15 protein-coding genes and 1 riboswitch are annotated in these 16,475 nt (G+C 70.7%); of the genes, 3 read left to right on the top strand and 12 right to left on the bottom strand.

What is annotated here, in order from left to right:
• Nucleotides 1–15: 15 nt before the first annotated feature.
• The 5 genes from KO717_RS26055 to KO717_RS26035 all read right to left on the bottom strand — a co-directional run bounded on the left by KO717_RS26055 (nucleotide 16) and on the right by KO717_RS26035 (nucleotide 5,383).
• On the bottom strand, nucleotides 16–1,131 hold the full coding sequence (locus tag KO717_RS26055) for a hypothetical protein (protein ID WP_301371645.1): 1,116 nt from the start codon (nucleotides 1,129–1,131) through the stop codon (nucleotides 16–18).
• A gap of 24 nt (nucleotides 1,132–1,155) precedes the next feature.
• Nucleotides 1,156–2,211: a C40 family peptidase gene (locus KO717_RS26050; RefSeq protein ID WP_301371644.1), complete on the bottom strand. Its 1,056-nt coding sequence runs from the start codon at nucleotides 2,209–2,211 to the stop codon at nucleotides 1,156–1,158.
• Between the two features lie 245 nt (nucleotides 2,212–2,456).
• Entirely contained in the window at nucleotides 2,457–3,485 is a 1,029-nt protein-coding gene (locus KO717_RS26045) for a C40 family peptidase (RefSeq protein ID WP_301371643.1), read from the bottom strand.
• Nucleotides 3,486–3,738: 253 nt separating this feature from the next.
• Complete coding sequence (locus tag KO717_RS26040) at nucleotides 3,739–5,103, bottom strand: NYN domain-containing protein (RefSeq protein ID WP_301374747.1); 1,365 nt, start codon at nucleotides 5,101–5,103, stop codon at nucleotides 3,739–3,741.
• Nucleotides 5,104–5,143: 40 nt separating this feature from the next.
• Nucleotides 5,144–5,383: a hypothetical protein gene (locus tag KO717_RS26035; RefSeq protein ID WP_008738811.1), complete on the bottom strand. Its 240-nt coding sequence runs from the start codon at nucleotides 5,381–5,383 to the stop codon at nucleotides 5,144–5,146.
• Between the two features lie 124 nt (nucleotides 5,384–5,507).
• Here KO717_RS26035 and KO717_RS26030 point away from each other — a divergent pair, with 124 nt between their 5' ends.
• Together KO717_RS26030 and KO717_RS26025 are read left to right on the top strand one after the other, a co-directional pair.
• Nucleotides 5,508–6,242 (top strand): rhomboid family intramembrane serine protease, encoded by a 735-nt coding sequence (locus KO717_RS26030; RefSeq protein WP_301371642.1) that lies wholly within the window; start codon nucleotides 5,508–5,510, stop codon nucleotides 6,240–6,242.
• Nucleotides 6,239–6,520 carry an Lrp/AsnC family transcriptional regulator gene (locus KO717_RS26025; RefSeq protein ID WP_030013053.1) on the top strand — a complete coding sequence of 94 codons (282 nt, stop codon included), beginning with the start codon at nucleotides 6,239–6,241 and terminating at the stop codon, nucleotides 6,518–6,520. The genes KO717_RS26030 and KO717_RS26025 overlap by 4 nt, the downstream gene beginning before the upstream one ends.
• A 634-nt stretch (nucleotides 6,521–7,154) precedes the next feature.
• Here KO717_RS26025 and KO717_RS26020 read toward each other — a convergent pair.
• The 6 genes from KO717_RS26020 to ctaE all read right to left on the bottom strand — a co-directional run bounded on the left by KO717_RS26020 (nucleotide 7,155) and on the right by ctaE (nucleotide 14,401).
• On the bottom strand, nucleotides 7,155–8,543 hold the full coding sequence (locus KO717_RS26020; protein ID WP_301371641.1) for an aminotransferase class V-fold PLP-dependent enzyme: 1,389 nt from the start codon (nucleotides 8,541–8,543) through the stop codon (nucleotides 7,155–7,157).
• 222 nt (nucleotides 8,544–8,765) lie between these two features.
• Nucleotides 8,766–8,882, bottom strand: a riboswitch (SAM riboswitch).
• Between the two features lie 91 nt (nucleotides 8,883–8,973).
• Entirely contained in the window at nucleotides 8,974–10,038 is a 1,065-nt protein-coding gene (trpD, locus tag KO717_RS26015) for an anthranilate phosphoribosyltransferase (protein ID WP_301371640.1), read from the bottom strand.
• A 179-nt stretch (nucleotides 10,039–10,217) separates the two neighbouring features.
• Nucleotides 10,218–11,843 carry a cytochrome bc1 complex cytochrome b subunit gene (qcrB, locus tag KO717_RS26010; protein ID WP_301371639.1) on the bottom strand — a complete coding sequence of 542 codons (1,626 nt, stop codon included), beginning with the start codon at nucleotides 11,841–11,843 and terminating at the stop codon, nucleotides 10,218–10,220.
• Nucleotides 11,840–12,898 carry a cytochrome bc1 complex Rieske iron-sulfur subunit gene (gene qcrA, locus KO717_RS26005; protein ID WP_301371638.1) on the bottom strand — a complete coding sequence of 353 codons (1,059 nt, stop codon included), beginning with the start codon at nucleotides 12,896–12,898 and terminating at the stop codon, nucleotides 11,840–11,842. The genes qcrB and qcrA overlap by 4 nt, the downstream gene beginning before the upstream one ends.
• Complete coding sequence (gene qcrC / locus KO717_RS26000) at nucleotides 12,895–13,704, bottom strand: cytochrome bc1 complex diheme cytochrome c subunit (RefSeq protein ID WP_266597481.1); 810 nt, start codon at nucleotides 13,702–13,704, stop codon at nucleotides 12,895–12,897. Before qcrC ends, qcrA begins: the two co-directional genes overlap by 4 nt.
• Before the next feature lie 76 nt (nucleotides 13,705–13,780).
• Nucleotides 13,781–14,401: an aa3-type cytochrome oxidase subunit III gene (ctaE, locus tag KO717_RS25995; protein WP_266390758.1), complete on the bottom strand. Its 621-nt coding sequence runs from the start codon at nucleotides 14,399–14,401 to the stop codon at nucleotides 13,781–13,783.
• Nucleotides 14,402–14,600: 199 nt separating this feature from the next.
• Between ctaE and KO717_RS25990 the strand changes: the two genes are divergently transcribed.
• Nucleotides 14,601–15,002: a hypothetical protein gene (locus tag KO717_RS25990; RefSeq protein WP_266597477.1), complete on the top strand. Its 402-nt coding sequence runs from the start codon at nucleotides 14,601–14,603 to the stop codon at nucleotides 15,000–15,002.
• 126 nt (nucleotides 15,003–15,128) lie between these two features.
• Here KO717_RS25990 and KO717_RS25985 read toward each other — a convergent pair whose 3' ends face one another.
• Nucleotides 15,129–16,376: a L,D-transpeptidase gene (locus KO717_RS25985; RefSeq protein WP_301371637.1), complete on the bottom strand. Its 1,248-nt coding sequence runs from the start codon at nucleotides 16,374–16,376 to the stop codon at nucleotides 15,129–15,131.
• Nucleotides 16,377–16,475 lie beyond the last annotated feature (99 nt).

Raw genomic sequence — 16,475 nt, 5'->3', positions numbered from 1 at the left:
ACGTACCGGACGCCCTCAGCGGAACTCCGCCCGCAGGGCCTCCTGCCAGTCCTTCGTCAGCGCGTCCGGGTCCACTCCGAGGGCGCCCCGCACCGCCACCGGCCACGGCTCGCGCCCCGCCCTCCCGTACAGGTCCACGAGCGCCGCCTCGCCCCACCTCCCCGCGATCAGCCGGCAGGCCAGCCAGGCGCCCTCGTACGCCCGGGCCAGGGCCTCGGGATCGCCGCCGAAGGCGAAGTCCTCCGACCGGGGCAGCCCGCCGGGCACCTCGCCCCGCCGTACGGCCCTGGCCAGCGCCGGGGCGGCCTGCTCGGGGGTGGCCGGGGTGCCGCGGTAGGCGGCCCAGTCCGCGAAGCCCTCGGAGAGCCACAGCGGGGTGGTGGCGGTGGTCGCCGCCCGGGTGGCCACGTGGGTGACCTCATGGGTCAGGACGACCCCGCGGCCCGCCGCGCTGAGCTCGGCCCACCCCTGCGGGTTCACGACGACCCGGTCGGCAGGAGCGGGGGCCGCGCCCACCCGGCCCGTCGTGACGGCCCCCATGCCCCGGTACTCGGCGGCGGGGCGGCCCAGCAGCTCCGCCATCCGTTCCACGGATCCGGGCACCAGCACCACGGCCCGGCCCGCCCAGGGCCCCGGCCAGGCGGCGCTCGCCGCGGGCACCGCCCGGTCGGCCTCCGCCGCGATCGCGGACAGCGTCCCGGTGTCCTGTCCGACGCCCAGCACCAGCGCGTGCGCACCACGGACCACCGCGACCGGGCCCTGGTCCCACAGCTGCGGCAGCGCGCCCGGCGCGGCCCGGTCCCCGGTGACGTGCCACCGCCCGCCGTCCCGGGTCAGGCGCACCTCGCGCGCCGACCCGGCCGCGGCCGCGTCGTAGCCGCTCAGCCGGTAGCGCAGCTCCGCCCGGGCGGTGGCCCCGGCGCCGTCCCGCCGGACCGCGGAGACCTCGTACGCCCATCCCTCCAGCGGGATCCCGGCGAGCTGCGCGGGCGGCGTCCGCGACCAGTCGGCGACGGCCTCCCGGATGTCCCGCTCGGCGCCGTCCCGCGGGGCGGGCGCGCCGCACCCGGCGAGCAGCGCGCTCAGCAGGAGCGGCAGCACGCGTACGAGGGACCGGCGGACGGGGGGCATCCGACGATCGTACGCACGGCCGGGTCAGGGCCGGGTCACCGAGGAGACGGGCATCATCCCGACGGGGTCGTAGCGGACCCGGGCCCCGGGGTACGGGGCGTGCACCACCTGGCCGTTGCCGACGTACATGCCGACGTGGCTGGCGTCCGAGCGGTACGTCACCAGGTCGCCCGGGCGGGCCTGCGACAGCGGCACCTGCCGGCCGGCGTGCCGCTGGGCCTGCGAGGTACGCGGCAGCGAGACGCCGGCCTGCCGGTACGACCAGACCATCAGCCCGGAGCAGTCGAAGCCGCTGGGGCCGGTGGAGCCCCACACGTACGGCCGTCCCACCGCGGCCCGGGCCGCCATCACGGCGGTCTCGGCGCGTCCGGAGGAGGGGCTCAGGGAGGGCAGCTCGGGCAGCCCCTCGGGGCGGCCGCCGGAGCGCGAGGCGCGTTCGTAGTCGGCCCGCTCCCCGGAGGGCATGGCGTTGAGCAGCCGCCGGGCGGCCGCGAGCTTCGCGGTGACGGAGCGCTTGTGCCGGGCCACGTCGGAGCGCAGGGCGTCGAGTTCGGCGAGTTTGCGGGAGGCCTCCTGGCGCTCCTGGCCGAGTTCACGCTGCTCCTCGCGGAGTTCGTCGAGCTGCCGGGCCTGGCGGCCGGTCAGCCGGTCGAGGGCGGCGGCCCGCTCCAGGTAGGCGTCGGGGTTCTCGGCCAGCATCAGCCCGACGGCGGGGTCGATGCCGCCGCCGCGGTACTGGGCCCCGGCGAAGGTGCCAAGGACGCCCCGCATGGTGTTGATGCGCTCCTGGCCGCGGGCCACCGCGTCCTGGGCCCGGTTGACCTCGATGCGGAGCCGGTCGGCCTTCTCCCCGGCCTCGTTGAAGCGCTCGGTGGCCTGCTCGGCCTCCTCGAAGAGGCGGTCGACCTGGGCGCTGATGCCGGTTCTCGCCCCGCCGCCGGGTTCGTACGGGTGGCCGGGGGCCGCGTTCGCGGGTACGCCCGTCATGGCGACCGCGGCGGTGGCCGCGGCGGCGGTGAGGACGGTGTACTTCGTGTTCCGGTCGAGGCTGCCGAGCCCGGCCCGGCGATGGGACGCCACGTGAAACCGCTCCCTTCCGCTGTGCGGGGCCCGGGTCCGCCCCCCGTGGACGGCCGTGTGCCGGGTTCCGCGCTGGCAGACAGTAGCGGCGCGACCACGCACCGGCCAACGACCGCCGGCGGGCGCACATGCCGACGCCCCGCAGGAGACGCAGGTCACCGGCGGGGCGTGAGGTCAGGGGGAGGCCGTGGAATTCGCCCGGATGGGCGGTGTACGGCGCGTCCCGGACTGCGGGGCGGAGCGGGTCAGCCGACCCGGACGCCGAACTGGAACGGCATGTTGTCCATGGATTCGTACTTGATGCCGCTGCGCGGGTTCGAGGCGTGCAGCGTCATGTTGTTGCCGGCGTAGAGGCCGACGTGGTGCAGGTCGTCGTAGAAGAAGACCAGGTCACCGGGCTGGAGCTGGCTGCGGCCGATGCGGGTGCCGTCGTTCACCTGGGTGAAGGTGGTGCGGCTGATGGTGACACCGGCCTGCTTGTAGGCCCACTGCGTCAGCCCGGAGCAGTCGTAGACCGTGGGGCCGGTGCCGCCGGACTGGTAGGTGAAGCCCAGCTTCGTCTTGGCGGCTTCGAGGGCGGCTCCGGCGCGGCCGGAAGCCTTGACGTTGCCGAGGTCGACGCGCTGGCCGTCGGCGCGGCTGGCGCGCGTGTCCTCGTCCTTGATGGCCGCGCGCTCCTGCGCGGTCAGGGTGTTGAGGAGGGCCTGGGCCGCGGCGAGCTTCTCGGTGGAGACCTTCTTCTTCTCGCCGAGCTCCTTGCGGGTGGCGTCGAGGTCGGCGAGCTTGCCGGCGGCCTCCTGGCGCTGCTGCGCGAGCGTGCGCTGCTTGTCCTGGATCCGCTGGACTCCCTCGACCTGCTTGGCGCTCAGGTGCTCCAGGGAGGAGGCCTTGTCGAGGTAGCTGTCGGGGTCCTCGGAGAGGAGGAGCGCGAGGGAGGGGTCGATGCCGCCACTGCGGTACTGGGCGCTGGCCATCGAACCGAGCGTGCTGCGAAGGTCGTTGAGTTCACCCTGGCCGCGCGCGACCTGGTCCTGGAGCTGGCCTATCTCCTTCTCCAGCTTGTCCTGGCGCTCCTTGGCCCCGTTGAACTTCTCGGTGGCCTGCTCCGCCTCTTCGTAGAGCGCGTCGACCTGGCTCTTGACCTCGTCCTTGCTCGGCTTCGCCGGCGCGGCGGAGGCGCTCTGCGCGGTGAGGGCGACGGCTGCGGCCGCGACCGAGGTGAGCACGGTCACACGAGCGCGGTTCGGCTGCTTGGGTCGACGGTGGGACGCCACGAAGGCGAGCTCCTTCTTCCTGGGAGCCGCCGAAGAACGCAACTCGGCAGCACCTTCGCTGCCACCCCGAATGAGTGATCTACCGCACGAAGGTTTGAGCAGACCCTAGTGACCCATCTGTGATCAGTTCAAATCCTGCCGGGAAAAAACTCGCCCCCCGACCAGGTTCTTTACCTACAGCGCACGCTCTGTGCAGGTCACTTGACGGTGCGTCCCCCGCGAGTCCCATCAATTCGGGCATTGCGGCGAGGAGTTACGAAACGCGCGAAAGCCGCTTCAGCAACAAAGCGGACGTCACGGGCCGGGCGCCCGCCTTGGCCACCCCGTCGGCGACCTCCCGGTCCGTGGAGACCACGACCACCGGCCGGCCGGGCGGTTCCGCACGCACCAGCTGGCGGATCAGCTCGTCCGCCGTCACACCGGCCTTCGAGAACAGCACCCGCACCCCGCGCGGCGGCGCGAGCAGCACCGGGGCCGCCAGTTCCGCCCCGTCGAAGACACAGGTCATCTCCGCGCCCGTCTGCGCGGCCAGCATCGACAACCCGCCCAGCAGCCGCAGCCGCTGCTTCTCCAGCGGCATCGTCGGATAGCCCGTCTTGGTCACGTTGTACCCGTCGACCACCAGATGGGCCTGAGGCAGCGCCAACAACTGGTCCAGCAACGCCGGATCGGTCTCCGAGAGGGCGCGTGCCGCGATGTCCTTCGGCGTCATCCGGCCCGGCTCCACCGCATCCACGGTGTCCGCCGGCCGCGTCGACACGGGCGGCAGGGCCAGCTCCCGGCGGAGCCCCTGGGCCGCGTCCAGCACGGTGTCCAGCAGCAGCCGCAGCCGCATGTCCTCGATGCTGCGCCCCTCACGGGTGGCGCGGCGCGAGGTCTCCAGCGCCGTCTCCACCTCCGCGAGACGGGCCTTGAGCCGCCGGGTCTCGCTCTCGGCGGCGGCCACCCGGGCGGCCGCGTCGCCGCGGATCCCGTCGATCTCCGCATTCACCTTGCGCAGGGCCGCGTCACCCCGCTTGACGTCGCTGAGGGCGCTGCGCAGCTTGCGCTGAAGCGATTCCGCTTCCTTGCGGGCCGCGTCCAGTTCGACCCGTACCTGCTCCCCGCCCGCGCGCTGGAGCTCCCGTGCGTGGGCCAGCTCCTCACGCAGCCGCTCCAGCTCGCGCCGGGTCTCCTCGCCGACCCGCTCGGCGTCGGCGCGCTGCGCCTCCTCGCCCGCGGCGGCCACCAGCTTGACCCAGCCGGCCGGCCGCAGGATGAAGGCGGCGGCCGCCACGTCCAGCGGATCCGCGGCGGCCGGGGGCGCGCCGGCCTCCAGCGCGGCGGCCAGGTCGGCCTGCGCCTCGCGCAGCTTCTCGGCGACCCTGCTCCGGAACACGGCGTCGGTCTCGACCGCCGCGGCCATGGCGTTGCCCGCGAACTTGGCGCGCCGGGTCGGGGTGAACCGGGCATACTGGCGCAGCTGCGCCGGGAGGTCCGCGACCGTCAGTCCGCCGAAGGCGTCCGAGACGAGCGCGACGACCCGGCGCCGCACGCCTTCCGGCAGCGGGTGGTCGAGCGCCTCGGCGGCGTCGCCGGCCGCGTCGGCCGGCTCAGCGCCGCTTGCTGGCTCCACAATCCGTCACCCCTACCGTGATCTTCCTGTGGGTGCGCCTCCGTCAGGAGTCCGCGCCCGGCCTGTCCACGAGCTCGATCTGGTCCACCGCGTTGCACCAGCGGCAGCGGACCGACTCGATGGTCTCATTGACCACCTCGCGCTCCTCGACCTTGGGCTCCCCGGCGAGGTCCAGGTGGACGTACTCCACGACCTTCGACGAACGCGTCACGTCGAAGCGCGTGAGATTGCCGCACAGGGTGCAGCGCCACCGGGTGGTGTCGGTCGGCAGGGGAACCGTCATCAGGCCGCTCTCTCCTTCGTAGCTGATTCAATTAAAGCCGCCCGCGCCGCCGTATGCGTCGTCCTGCGGACCGCAGCTCGTAACCCTACGGCCTGCCACCGCTTCAGGTGGGTCCCCTTGCGTCATGCTCTGTCACATGATCGTAAGGTGGCGGGCCCTTCGCGAGGCCGCCCGGGGACCGGTGGTCACCCATGCGCTGATCGCGGGCTGCGCCGTGGTGTTCGTACTCGGCCCGGCCTCGGGACTCAACCCGGCCTACGGGACCGGGGAAGAACTGCTGTCCGCCGGGACGGCCTACTTCCGGCGCTGGGGCGTGGTCCCGGACGAGCTCTTCACGGGCAGCCCCCGCGCCTGGCTGACCCCGCTGACCGCACTGTTCGTGCACGGCGGCTGGCTGCACCTGCTCGGGAACATGCTCTTCCTGTACGTATTCGGCGCGATGGCGGAGGAACGGATGGGCCGCCCGGCGTTCCTCGTCTTCTACCTCTGCACGGGGTACCTGGCGCTGGCGGCGTACGCGGCGGCCAACGCGGGCTCCCCGCAGACACTGGTCGGGGCCTCCGGAGCCATCTCGGCCGTGCTGGGCGCCTTCCTCTTCCTGCTCCCGCGCGCGAGGGTGACGAGCCTGTTCCCGTTCCTCTTCTTCCTGCCGCTGCGGTTCCCGGCGTGGATCGTGCTGCTGTTCTGGTTCGCCCTCCAGTGGGTGGCCGCGCAGCGGGCCGACAGCGGGCCGGGGGTCGCCTATCTGGCCCATCTGGTGGGCTTCTCGCTCGGGTTCTTCTACGCGTGGGCCCGCTATCGGGGTACGACTAGAGTGAGACGACCAGCGACGGCCACCGAGGGAGACAGCCAGCCGTGATCACCGCGATCGTGCTCATCAAGACCAGCGTGGACCGGATCCCCGAGATCGCCGAGTCCATCGCCGCCCTCGAAAACGTCAGTGAGGTCTACTCCGTCACGGGGACGTACGACCTGATCGCGCTGGTCCGCGTGGCCCGTCACGAGAACCTGGCGGACATCATCCCCGGCCGCATCAGCAAGATCCCGGGCGTCGAGGCGACGGACACCCACGTGGCCTTCCGCACGTACTCGCAGCACGACCTGGAGGCGGCGTTCGCGATCGGCCTGGACGCGTAGCGCCGGCTCCGGCCCGCCGGTATCCCGAACCCTGCGGGTGGCTCGGCGGTGTCTTCGGGCGCGGGCCGTCTGCCGGGCTCTGCCCGGACCCTGCGGGTAGCTCGGCTGTGTGTTCGGCGCGGGCCGTCTGCCGGGCTCTGCCCGGACCCGCGCCTCAAACGCCGGCGGGGCTGGAAATGCGGGGCCGGGCCTCGGTGGACGGTGGTTGTAGGTGTCGGGGTGGGGGGGCCGGGGCGGGGTGTCTCCTCGGCTCGGCGCGTGCGGGTTTGTCTCGGTTGTTCTCGGTGGTTGCGCGCTCGTCCTGCGGGGACACCCCGCCCCGTCCCCCCACCCCTCACGCCGTCGCTGTCGGAGCCCTGCCGTGGGGTGGGGACACGCAGGAGGGTCCCCGCAGGACGAGGCGCGACCACGGCCGCCTGGCCGGGACAAGCCCGAACGCGCCGAGCCGAGGAGACCCTCGTGCGGGGCACCGCCCCACACCACCCAGCCCCGCCGGCGATTGAGGCGCGGGTCCGGGCGGAGCCCGGCGAGGATCCGGACCCGCCGTGAACTGCCGAGCACCCCGCAGGGGACCGGCCCCGCAGGGGACCGGCCCCGCCGGCGATTGAGGCGACCCACCACGGCAGGGAAGCCGCTACACGGCAGGTACGCAGCGGCCTTCCTGCGTGCGGTACTGCCACTTGGCTCCGGAGGTGACCAGTTCCTTCACGGCGCCGACGAAGCGGTCGACGTGCTCGTCCGGGGTGCCCGCGCCGAAGCTGACGCGGATCGCGTTCAGCGAGCGCTCCCCCGGCGCCGCCTCGGGGGCTCCGCATTCGCCCTGGGCCTGCGGCTCGCTGCCCAGCAGGGTGCGGACCAGCGGGTGGGCGCAGAACAGGCCGTCGCGCACGCCGATCCCGTACTCGGCGGACAGCGCGGCCGCGAAGTGAGAGCTGTTCCAGCCGTCCACCACGAAGGAGATGACGCCGACCCGCGGGGCGTCGTCCCCGAAGAGGGAGAGGATCCGGACCGCCGGGACCTCCGCCAGGCCGCTGCGGACCTTCGCGATGAGGTGCTGCTCGCGGGCGACGAGGTTCTCGAAGCCGGCCTCGGTCAGGGCCTTGCAGGCCGAGGCGATGGAGTACACGCCGATGACGTTCGGGGAGCCGGCCTCGTGGCGGGCCGCGGTGGTGTGCCACTCGACGTCCACGCCGCCGTCCTCGCGCCGGGCCACCTTGCGGGAGGCTCCGCCTCCGGCCAGGTACGGCTGCGCTTCCTGCAGCCAGTCCGCGCGTCCGGCGAGCACGCCCGAGCCGAAGGGCGCGTAGAGCTTGTGCCCGGAGAAGGCGACCCAGTCGACGTCCAGCTCCTGCACGGAGACGGGGTGGTGCGGGGCCAGTTGGGCGGCGTCCAGCACGATGCGCGCGCCGTGGGCGTGCGCGGCGGCGGCGAGTTCCTTGACCGGCCACAGCTCGCCGGTGACGTTGGAGGCGCCGGTGACGCAGACCAGCGCGGGACCGTAGGGGTCGCGGTCGGCGAGCGCCCGCTCCAGGGTGGCGACGGCCTCGGCGGGGGTGCGCGGCGCGTCGAGGTAGGTGACCTGTTCGTCGACCCACGGCAGGAGGGAGGCGTGGTGCTCGGTCTCGAAGACGAACACCCGGCAGTCGGCGGGGAGTACGGCGGCGAGCAGGTTCAGCGAGTCGGTGGTGGACCGGGTGAAGACGACCTGGTCGGTGGGGCGGCAGTCGAGGAACTCGGCGACGGTGACCCGGCTCTGCTCGAAGAGGTCGGTGGAGAGCTGCGAGAGGTAGCCGGCGCCGCGGTGCACGCTGCCGTAGTACGGGGCGTACGCGGCCACGTCGTCCCAGACCCGCTGCAGGGCGGGGGCGCTGGCCGCGTAGTCGAGGGCCGCGTAGGTGACCTCGCCGCCGGTGACGAGCGGGACGGTGACGTCCCGGCCGAGGACCGCGAGCGGCTCGGCACAGGCGGGGTCGGCGGTGGCTGCGGCGGTGGTGGCGGCGGCGGCGTTCAGGGTTGCGGACATGGCGGTATCTCCCGGCAGGCAGGGCTGAATGGCTTCGGTGTGCCCGTACGCGGGTACGGCGCTGCGGCCGTCCGGGGTACGGGAGAGTCCTCGGTCCGCGCTGGGCGGGGGTACACGGAAGTGACCCTGATCCGAGGGTGAAGTAGGGGCGGAGTCGCCCTATCGCATTCGCTTGCTCACGGAAAAAGCTCCTCGAGAAGACCAGGACCCCTGGTGTCGAGGGATCCGCGCTTGCCGTAGGCCTTGCTGCCTACGACCTGGTCATCACCCGGGGCACCCCGCCACGGAAGGAGGGTTGCCGGACAGCAAGCCGGGGCCTAAACGCTGTCACTCGTGACCTGGTCAGCATCCTGCCACAAGATCGCCCGAACGCAAGACCCCGGTCCGAATGGCGGACCGGGGTCGTTGCTTTCACGCCGTTCTCACACGGCTACGCGTTGCTGGCCGTCACCCAGCGCTCCAGGGCGGCCCGCGCCGCGCCCGAGTCGATGGACTGCGCCGCACGGGCGATACCGGCCGTGATCTGCTCCTCCAGGCTGCCGGGGCCCGGGTCGAGGGCCACCAGGGCCGCCGCCGAGTTCAGCAGCACGGCGTCGCGGACCGGTCCGGTCTCGCCGGCCAGCAGGCGGCGGGCCACGTCCGCGTTGTACGAGGGGTCCCCGCCGGCCAGGGCGGAGACGTCGACCAGGGAGATGCCCACGTCACGGGGGTCGAAGGCCCGCTCCGAGACCTTGCCGTCGCGGACCCACCAGATGCGCGAGGTCGACGTCGTGGTGAGTTCGTCCAAGCCGTCGTCGCCGCGGAAGACCAGCGCGGAGGAGCCCCGCTCGGCGAGCACGCCCGCGATGATCGGGGCCATCCGGGGATCGGCCACACCGGTCGCCTGGGCGCGCACCCGGGCCGGGTTGGTGAGCGGGCCCAGCGCGTTGAAGAAGGTCCGGATGCCCAGTTCCTTGCGGGCCGCGGCCACATGGCGCAGTGCCGGGTGGAACTTCACCGCGAAGCAGAAGGTGATGCCGGCTTCCTCGGCGACCTCCACGACCCGTTCGCGGCTCAGCTGGAGGTTGACGCCGAGCTTTTCCAGGACGTCCGAGGAGCCGCTCGCGGAGGAGGCGGCGCGGTTGCCGTGCTTGACGACCTTGGCGCCGGTACCGGCCACCACGACCGCCGACATCGTGGAGATGTTCACCGTTTTGGCCCCGTCGCCGCCGGTGCCGACGATGTCCACCGTGCGGCCCGGCACCTCGATCAGGTTGGCGTGCGCGTACATCGCCCGTACGAGGCCGTTGATCTCCTCGACCGTTTCCCCCTTGGCCCGCAGCGCGACCGTGAAGCCGGCGATCTGGGCGTCGGTGGCCTCCCCCCGCATGATCCGGTCCATGGCCCAGGCGGTGTCTTCCGCGCGCAGGTCCTGGCCGGTCAGCAGAGCGTCGAGAACGCCCGGCCAGCCACGGGCCGCCACGCTGTCGCCGCCTGCCGGGGTCGCAACGTTCATGGTCCGCTCCTGCTGTCGGTGGGCCGTCCTCGTTTTCCGGCGCCCACGTCTGATCGGTCAGGGATCAGCCTATCCAGCCCCGGTTACGGCAAAGAGCCCCGTCCAGACACTGGACGGGGCTCTCGCCGTGGCGACACCAGGACTGACCGAAATCAGTCCCTCATGCGTTCATACGGGGATCAGTGGTGGCCGTGGCCGGACTGGATCTCCTTGTATTCCTCCACCGTGGGCTTCGGAATCTGGTTGTTCTCACCGTAGAAGCCCTTGCTGAGCTTCGCGCGCAGCTTCTCGGTGGCCTTGACCTTGCGCTCGACACCGTTCTCGTCGACCGTCGGGCCGATCTCGATCGGCTTGTACTGCTCGTGCGCGGTGAGCTTGTGCAGCTGGCCCGCCGGGAGCGGCTCGTGGACCTCGACGAACTCACCGTGCGGCAGACGCTTGATGATGCCGGTCTCGCGACCGTGCAGCACCTTGTCGTGGTCCCGGCGCTGGAGGCCGAGGCAGATCCGCTTGGTGACGATGAAGGCGAGGACCGGGACGACGAAGAAGCCGATCCGGACGAACCAGGTGATCGAGTTGATCGACAGGTGGAAGTACTGGGCGAACATGTCGTTGCCACCGCCGATGAGGAGCACGATGTACTCCGCGATCCAGGCGACACCGAAGGCCGTACGGGTCGGGACGTTGCGCGGGCGGTCCAGGATGTGGTGCTCGCGCTTGTCCCCGGTGACCCAGGACTCGATGAACGGCCAGACGGCGATCGCGCCGAGCACCAGCGGGAAGAGCAGCAGCGGGATGAACACGCCCAGGACGAGCGTGTGGCCCCACAGGTTGATCTCCCAGCCGGGCATGGCTCGGATCAGGCCTTCCGGCATACCCATGTACCAGTCGGGCTGCGCACCGGTGGACACGTGGTCCGGGCGGTACGGGCCGAGCGCCCAGATCGGGTTGATCGTGGCGATGGCCGCGACGGCCGCGATGACACCGAAGACCAGGAAGAAGAAGCCTCCGGCCTTGGCCATGTAGACCGGCAGCAGCGGCATGCCGACGACGTTGTTGTTCGTCTTGCCGGGACCCGCGAACTGGGTGTGCTTGTGGTAGAAGACCAGGATCAGGTGGGCCACGAGCAGGCCCATCATGATGCCGGGCAGCAGCAGGATGTGCACCGAGTAGAACCGTGCGACGAAGTCGCCGCCCGGGAACTCCCCGCCGAACAGGAACATCGACAGGTAGGTGCCGACGACCGGGACGGACAGGATGGCGCCCTGCATGAAGCGGACACCGGTACCCGAGAGCAGGTCGTCCGGCAGCGAGTAACCGGTGAAGCCGGTGAACATGCCGAGGACCAGCAGCAGGAAGCCGAAGATCCAGTTGACCTCACGCGGCTTGCGGAACGCGCCGGTGAAGAAGACGCGCATCATGTGCACGATCATCGCCGCGACGAAGATCAGCGCCGCCCAGTGGTGGATCTGACGGATCAGCAGGCCACCGCGGACGTCGAAGCTGATGTCCAGTGTCGAGGCGAAGGCCTCGGACATCATGACGCCCTGCATCGGCACGTACGAGCCGTGGTACACGACCTCGTTCATGCTCGGGTGGAAGAACAGCGTCAGGTACACACCCGTGAGGATGATGATGATGAAGCTGTAGAGGCAGATCTCACCCAGCATGAAGGACCAGTGGTCCGGGAAGATCTTGCGCATGTTGGCCTTGGCCAGGCCGTAGATGCCCAGGCGGCCGTCCGCCCAGTCCGCTACTCGCTCGCCGGCCGGTGCTTTGCGCTCGTTGTTGACGCTGGTGCTCATCCGCGCTCCCAGAATGCAGGACCGACGGGCTCTTCGAAGTCGCCAAGCGCTTCGAGGAAGCCTTCGTCATTCACGCCGATCCGCAGCTGCGGAAGCGCGTGACCGGCCGGGCCGAAGATGACACGGGCGCCGTCGGAGAGGTCGAAGGTGGACTGGTGGCACGGGCAGAGCACGTGGTGCGTCTGCTGCTCGTACAGGCTGATCGGGCAGCCGACGTGGGTGCAGATCTTGGAGTAGGCCACGATCCCGTCGTGGGACCACTCCAGTTCCTTCTTGTCCTTGATGTCGTCCGGCTGGATACGGACGATCATCAGGGCGGCCTTGGCGATCTGGACCTGGAAGTCGTGCTGCTCCTCCTCAAGGCCTTCCGGCCTGGCGAAGGTCAGCGACCCGACGAGCACGTCCTCGGGACGCAGCGGCTCGTTCGTGTTGTCGTTGATGAGCAGCTTGCCCTTGGCCCACACGGTCTTGCGCAGCTTGTCCTCGGGCAGCGGGCCCAGGTCGCGCAGCAGCATGACGCCGGCGAGCGGCACCATGGCCATCGCGCCCAGCAGCGTGTTGCGGATCAGGGGCCGGCGGGCGATGCCGGACTCGTTCGCGCCGTCGGCGAAGTCCTGCAGGACCTGCGCCTTGACCTCCGGCGGAGCGGCGATCTCGTGGCGCTCGGCGGCGACCTCGACGTCGGACATCAGGGTGCGGGCCCAGTGGACCGCGCCCGCGCCGATGCAGAAGAGGGCCACGCCCAGGGTCAGACCCAGGGAGAAGTTGAGCGCGCTGACCTTCCCGATGGGGAAGATGTAGACGATCTTGTCGACCGGGAAGATCACGTAGGACGCGATGAAGCCGATCGTCGCCAGCATCGACAGGATGAAGAGCATCGCGACGGTGCGCTCGGAGCGCTTCGCCGCCCGCTCGTCGATGTCCTGGATGCGGGGCTTGTGGACCGGCAGGCCCGGGTCGGCGAACGGGTCGTCCGCGACCGCTACGCCACTGTGGTGGGCGTCGCCCTGCTCGCTCGGCAGGTGCTTCTCTTCGGGAATCTCTTGGCTACTCATGACTTCTTGGCCTTAGCGGTGTGGGCCGCGACCCAGACGGCGACAGCGATCAGCGCACCCAGGGCGAAGATCCAGCCGAACAGACCCTCGGAGACGGGGCCGAGGCCACCGAGCTTCAGGCCGCCGGGGCTGGTCGACTTCTCGCCGTTGACGTTCTGGAGGTACGCGATGATGTCCTTCTTCTGCTTCTCCGGCATGGTGCTGTCGGGGAAGGAGGGCATGTTCTGCGGGCCGGTCTGCATGGCCTCGTAGATGTGCTTCGGCGAGACGTCCTCAAGGTTGGGGGCGTACTTGCCGTTCGTCAGCGCGCCGCCTTCGCCGGTGAAGTTGTGGCACTGCGCGCAGTTGTTGCGGAAGAGCTCACCACCGTTGGCGATGTCGGCGCCCGCCGGGTCGTACTGCTTCGCGGTCGGCGTGATCGGACCGGCGCCGAGGGACGCGATGTACGCGGCCAGCTGGTCGATCTGCGCCTGGTCGTAGATGACGGGCTTCTTCGGCACCTGGGCGCCGGGCTGCTGGGCGGGCATGCGGCCCGTGCTCACCTGGAAGTCGACGGCCGCGGAGCCGACGCCGACCAGGCTCGGGCCGTCAGAGGAACCCTGACCGCCGGTTCCGTGGCAGCTTGCGCAACCCACGGCGTAGAGCTTCTTGCCCTCCTCGATGGCGAGGGACTGGGCGGTTTCATCGGCCTGCGCCTTGCCCGCGGGGGCGAAGGCGGCGTACAGCCCCCCAGTGGCCGCCAGCGCGAGGAGTAGAACGACGACCGCCGCCAGCGGATGGCGTCGTCGTGCGGAGAGCTTTTTCACGGATTACCCCGGTGTCAGGATCTTCTGCGTCGGTGTGTCTGGATGGAGTGCCGGGTCTTGCCCGGTGACGTGTTCGCTACTTGATCAGGTAGATCGTCGCGAAGAGGCCGATCCAGACGACGTCGACGAAGTGCCAGTAGTAGGACACGACGATGGCCGACGTGGCCTGTTCGTGGGTGAACCTCTTGGCCGCGTACGTCCGGCCGAGGACCAGCAGGAAGGCGATGAGACCGCCCGTCACGTGCAGACCGTGGAAGCCGGTGGTCAGGTAGAACACCGAGCCGTAGGGGTCCGACGAGAGGGACAGGCCCTCATGCTTGACCAGCTCGGTGTACTCGAACACCTGGCCGCCAATGAAGATCGCACCCATGACGAACGTGATGATGAACCACGTCCGGAGCTTCTTCACGTCACCGCGCTCGGCGGCGAATACGCCGAGCTGGCAGGTGAGCGAGGAAAGCACCAGGATCGTGGTGTTCGTCGCCGAGAAGGGAAGATTCAGGGCCTCGGCCTGTTTCGTCCAGAACTCGGGACCCATCACGGATCGCAGGGTGAAGTACATCGCGAAGAGGGCCGCGAAGAACATCAGCTCGGAACTCAACCAGATGATGGTTCCGACGCTGACGAGGTTCGGCCGGTTGACCGTCGGGTGCGCGTGCCCGGTATCTACTGTCGTTGCTGTCGCCACGACCGACATTATGTCGGTCGCTTATCCCGCCCTCACCCCGGGGGGTGCCGTTCGGAGTGTCAGGGGCGTGTGCAAGGCCCGAACGGCCCATCAGATGAGCCCTGCGCGCCGCCACCTGCGACATGTTCGAACCGATGTTGACGGCGCACCGGGAGGAGTAGCATCCCGCGCAACATCAACGTGATTCACGGCCACGTGGAGGAACGAAATGCGGGCGACTGCGCGGGTTCTGGTCTACAGCGACGACGCGGGCACCCGGGAGCAGGTGCGGCTGGCGGCAGGACGCAGGCCCGCCGCGGACCTGCCGCCGGTGGAGTTCCTGGAGTGCGCGACGCTGCCGGCGGTCCTGACGGAGCTGGACGCGGGCGGAATCGACGTGTGCGTGCTGGACGGCGAGGCGGTTCCGGCCGGGGGCATGGGCGTGTGCCGGCAGATCAAGGACGAGATCTTCCGGTGTCCGCCGGTGCTGCTGCTGATGGGGCGCCCCCAGGACGCCTGGCTGGCCACGTGGAGCCGCGCGGACGCCGCCGTGACCCTTCCGGTGGACCCGGTGCAGTTCGCGGACACCCTGGCGGGCCTCCTGAGGACCCGTCTGTCCCTGGACGCCTGATCCGTCCTACGGGCCCCGTGTGTGCCCGCGTGTGCCCGTGTGTGCCCCGCAGGGGCCCGTACGGGTGAATGAGCCGGGATTCTCCCCCCGGACGGCGTCCGGGGGGAGGGACCGGCCCGCGACCACCTAGACGGTGGGGCGCAGGCGGGCCTGGTCGACCGGACTGCGGCCTTCCTGGGTGCCCTTGAGCAGGGCGCTGCCCTGACGCCAGTCCTTCCAGTCCATGTTCCAGTCTCCGAAGCCGTTGCCGAAGACGTCCATGTCGTCGCCGATGCTGTTGATCACCTTGACGATGTCGCCCTCGGTGATGTTCTCGTAGAACCAGGCGGCGTTGCCGGTGCTCATGCCCGTGCAGCCGTGGCTGACGTTCTCGTAGCCCTGGGAGCCGACGGACCACGGCGCGGCGTGGACGTATTCACCACTCCAGGTGACGCGGGTGGCGTAGTAGACGGGCAGGTTGTAGTACTCGCTGCCGCCGATGCCGACGGTGTCGCCGCGCATCTGTACGAAGTACTGCTTGCCCAGCACCACCTTGATGCCGTTGCGGGTGGAGAAGCCGGGCTTTCCGGTGGTCACCGGGATGGTGTTGATCACTTCTCCGTTGCGCCGGAACGTGAGGTAGTGCGAGGAGGCGTCGGTGGTGACCTCGACCCGGTCCCCGATCTCCAGCTTCAGCGGCTTGGCCACGGCTCCGTGGAGCTCGTCGGTGATCCTGACGCCTTCCAGGTTGCTCCGTACGGAGACGGCGGAGTTGGCGGGCCAGTAGTCCTTGGGCCGGTAGTGGAGGTTCTTGTCGTCCACCCAGTGCCAGGCGCCCTCGACGCCGGGCGGGGTGTCGACGACGAGGCCCCGTTCGACGATGGCGCGGGCGGCCTTGTCCTTGACGGGCTCGCTGAGTTCGGCGGTGATGGGCTGCCCGACGCCGTACTTGCCCTCGTCCGGGCCGAACTCGACCTTCAGGATCCCCTTGGACGGGGTGGTGTCGAAGGTGAGCGTGCGCTGCCCGGGGGCGCCCCGCTCGTCCTCGGTGCTCACGGTGACCGTGTAGCGGACGCCTGAGGCCATCGGGGTCGTGCTGTGCCAGCGGTCCCCCTTGGCGCTCAGTTCGCCCGCCAGGCGGCGGCCGTGGGTGTCCACGGCCAGCACATCGGTGATCCGGCCGCCGCCGCTCTTGGCGGTGATCTCCAGGGGCCGGTCCGGGTTCACGGGGCGGGTCCCGGCGCTCTGGTTGAAGGCGACCTGCTCGCCCGCGTCGTACGGGCGGGCTGACAGCGGGTTCTTGTCGCCGGACCCGCATGCGGTGGCGCCGGCCCCGAGGGACGCGACCAGCAGGGAGCAGCTGAGTACCGTCCAAAGACGCGGTGAGTGCTTCATGGAGCCAACGCTATGAAGATATGACAAATCCGGCGCGCGGGGTGACTGCAAACGAGGGGCCCGGGCTCCTCCCGAAGGAGGGGCCCGGGCCCCAAGTGC

Source organism: Streptomyces xanthophaeus, from assembly GCF_030440515.1.
Classification (GTDB): domain Bacteria; phylum Actinomycetota; class Actinomycetes; order Streptomycetales; family Streptomycetaceae; genus Streptomyces; species Streptomyces kutzneri.
Note: the sequence above shows the minus strand (reverse complement) of the source record. Positions and strands in the feature narration are given on the sequence as shown.

Excerpts from the sequence above, each read along its gene's own strand:
- KO717_RS26020 (WP_301371641.1), bottom strand. The coding sequence starts at position 8,543 with ATGTCCGCAACCCTGAACGCCGCCGCCGCCACCACCGCCGCAGCCACC.
- trpD (WP_301371640.1), bottom strand. The coding sequence starts at position 10,038 with ATGAACGTTGCGACCCCGGCAGGCGGCGACAGCGTGGCGGCCCGTGGC.
- KO717_RS25985 (WP_301371637.1), bottom strand. The coding sequence starts at position 16,376 with ATGAAGCACTCACCGCGTCTTTGGACGGTACTCAGCTGCTCCCTGCTG.
- qcrB (WP_301371639.1), bottom strand. The coding sequence starts at position 11,843 with ATGAGCACCAGCGTCAACAACGAGCGCAAAGCACCGGCCGGCGAGCGA.
- KO717_RS26035 (WP_008738811.1), bottom strand. The coding sequence starts at position 5,383 with ATGACGGTTCCCCTGCCGACCGACACCACCCGGTGGCGCTGCACCCTG.
- KO717_RS26055 (WP_301371645.1), bottom strand. The coding sequence starts at position 1,131 with ATGCCCCCCGTCCGCCGGTCCCTCGTACGCGTGCTGCCGCTCCTGCTG.
- qcrA (WP_301371638.1), bottom strand. The coding sequence starts at position 12,898 with ATGAGTAGCCAAGAGATTCCCGAAGAGAAGCACCTGCCGAGCGAGCAG.
- KO717_RS26030 (WP_301371642.1), top strand. The coding sequence starts at position 5,508 with ATGCTCTGTCACATGATCGTAAGGTGGCGGGCCCTTCGCGAGGCCGCC.
- KO717_RS25990 (WP_266597477.1), top strand. The coding sequence starts at position 14,601 with ATGCGGGCGACTGCGCGGGTTCTGGTCTACAGCGACGACGCGGGCACC.
- ctaE (WP_266390758.1), bottom strand. The coding sequence starts at position 14,401 with ATGTCGGTCGTGGCGACAGCAACGACAGTAGATACCGGGCACGCGCAC.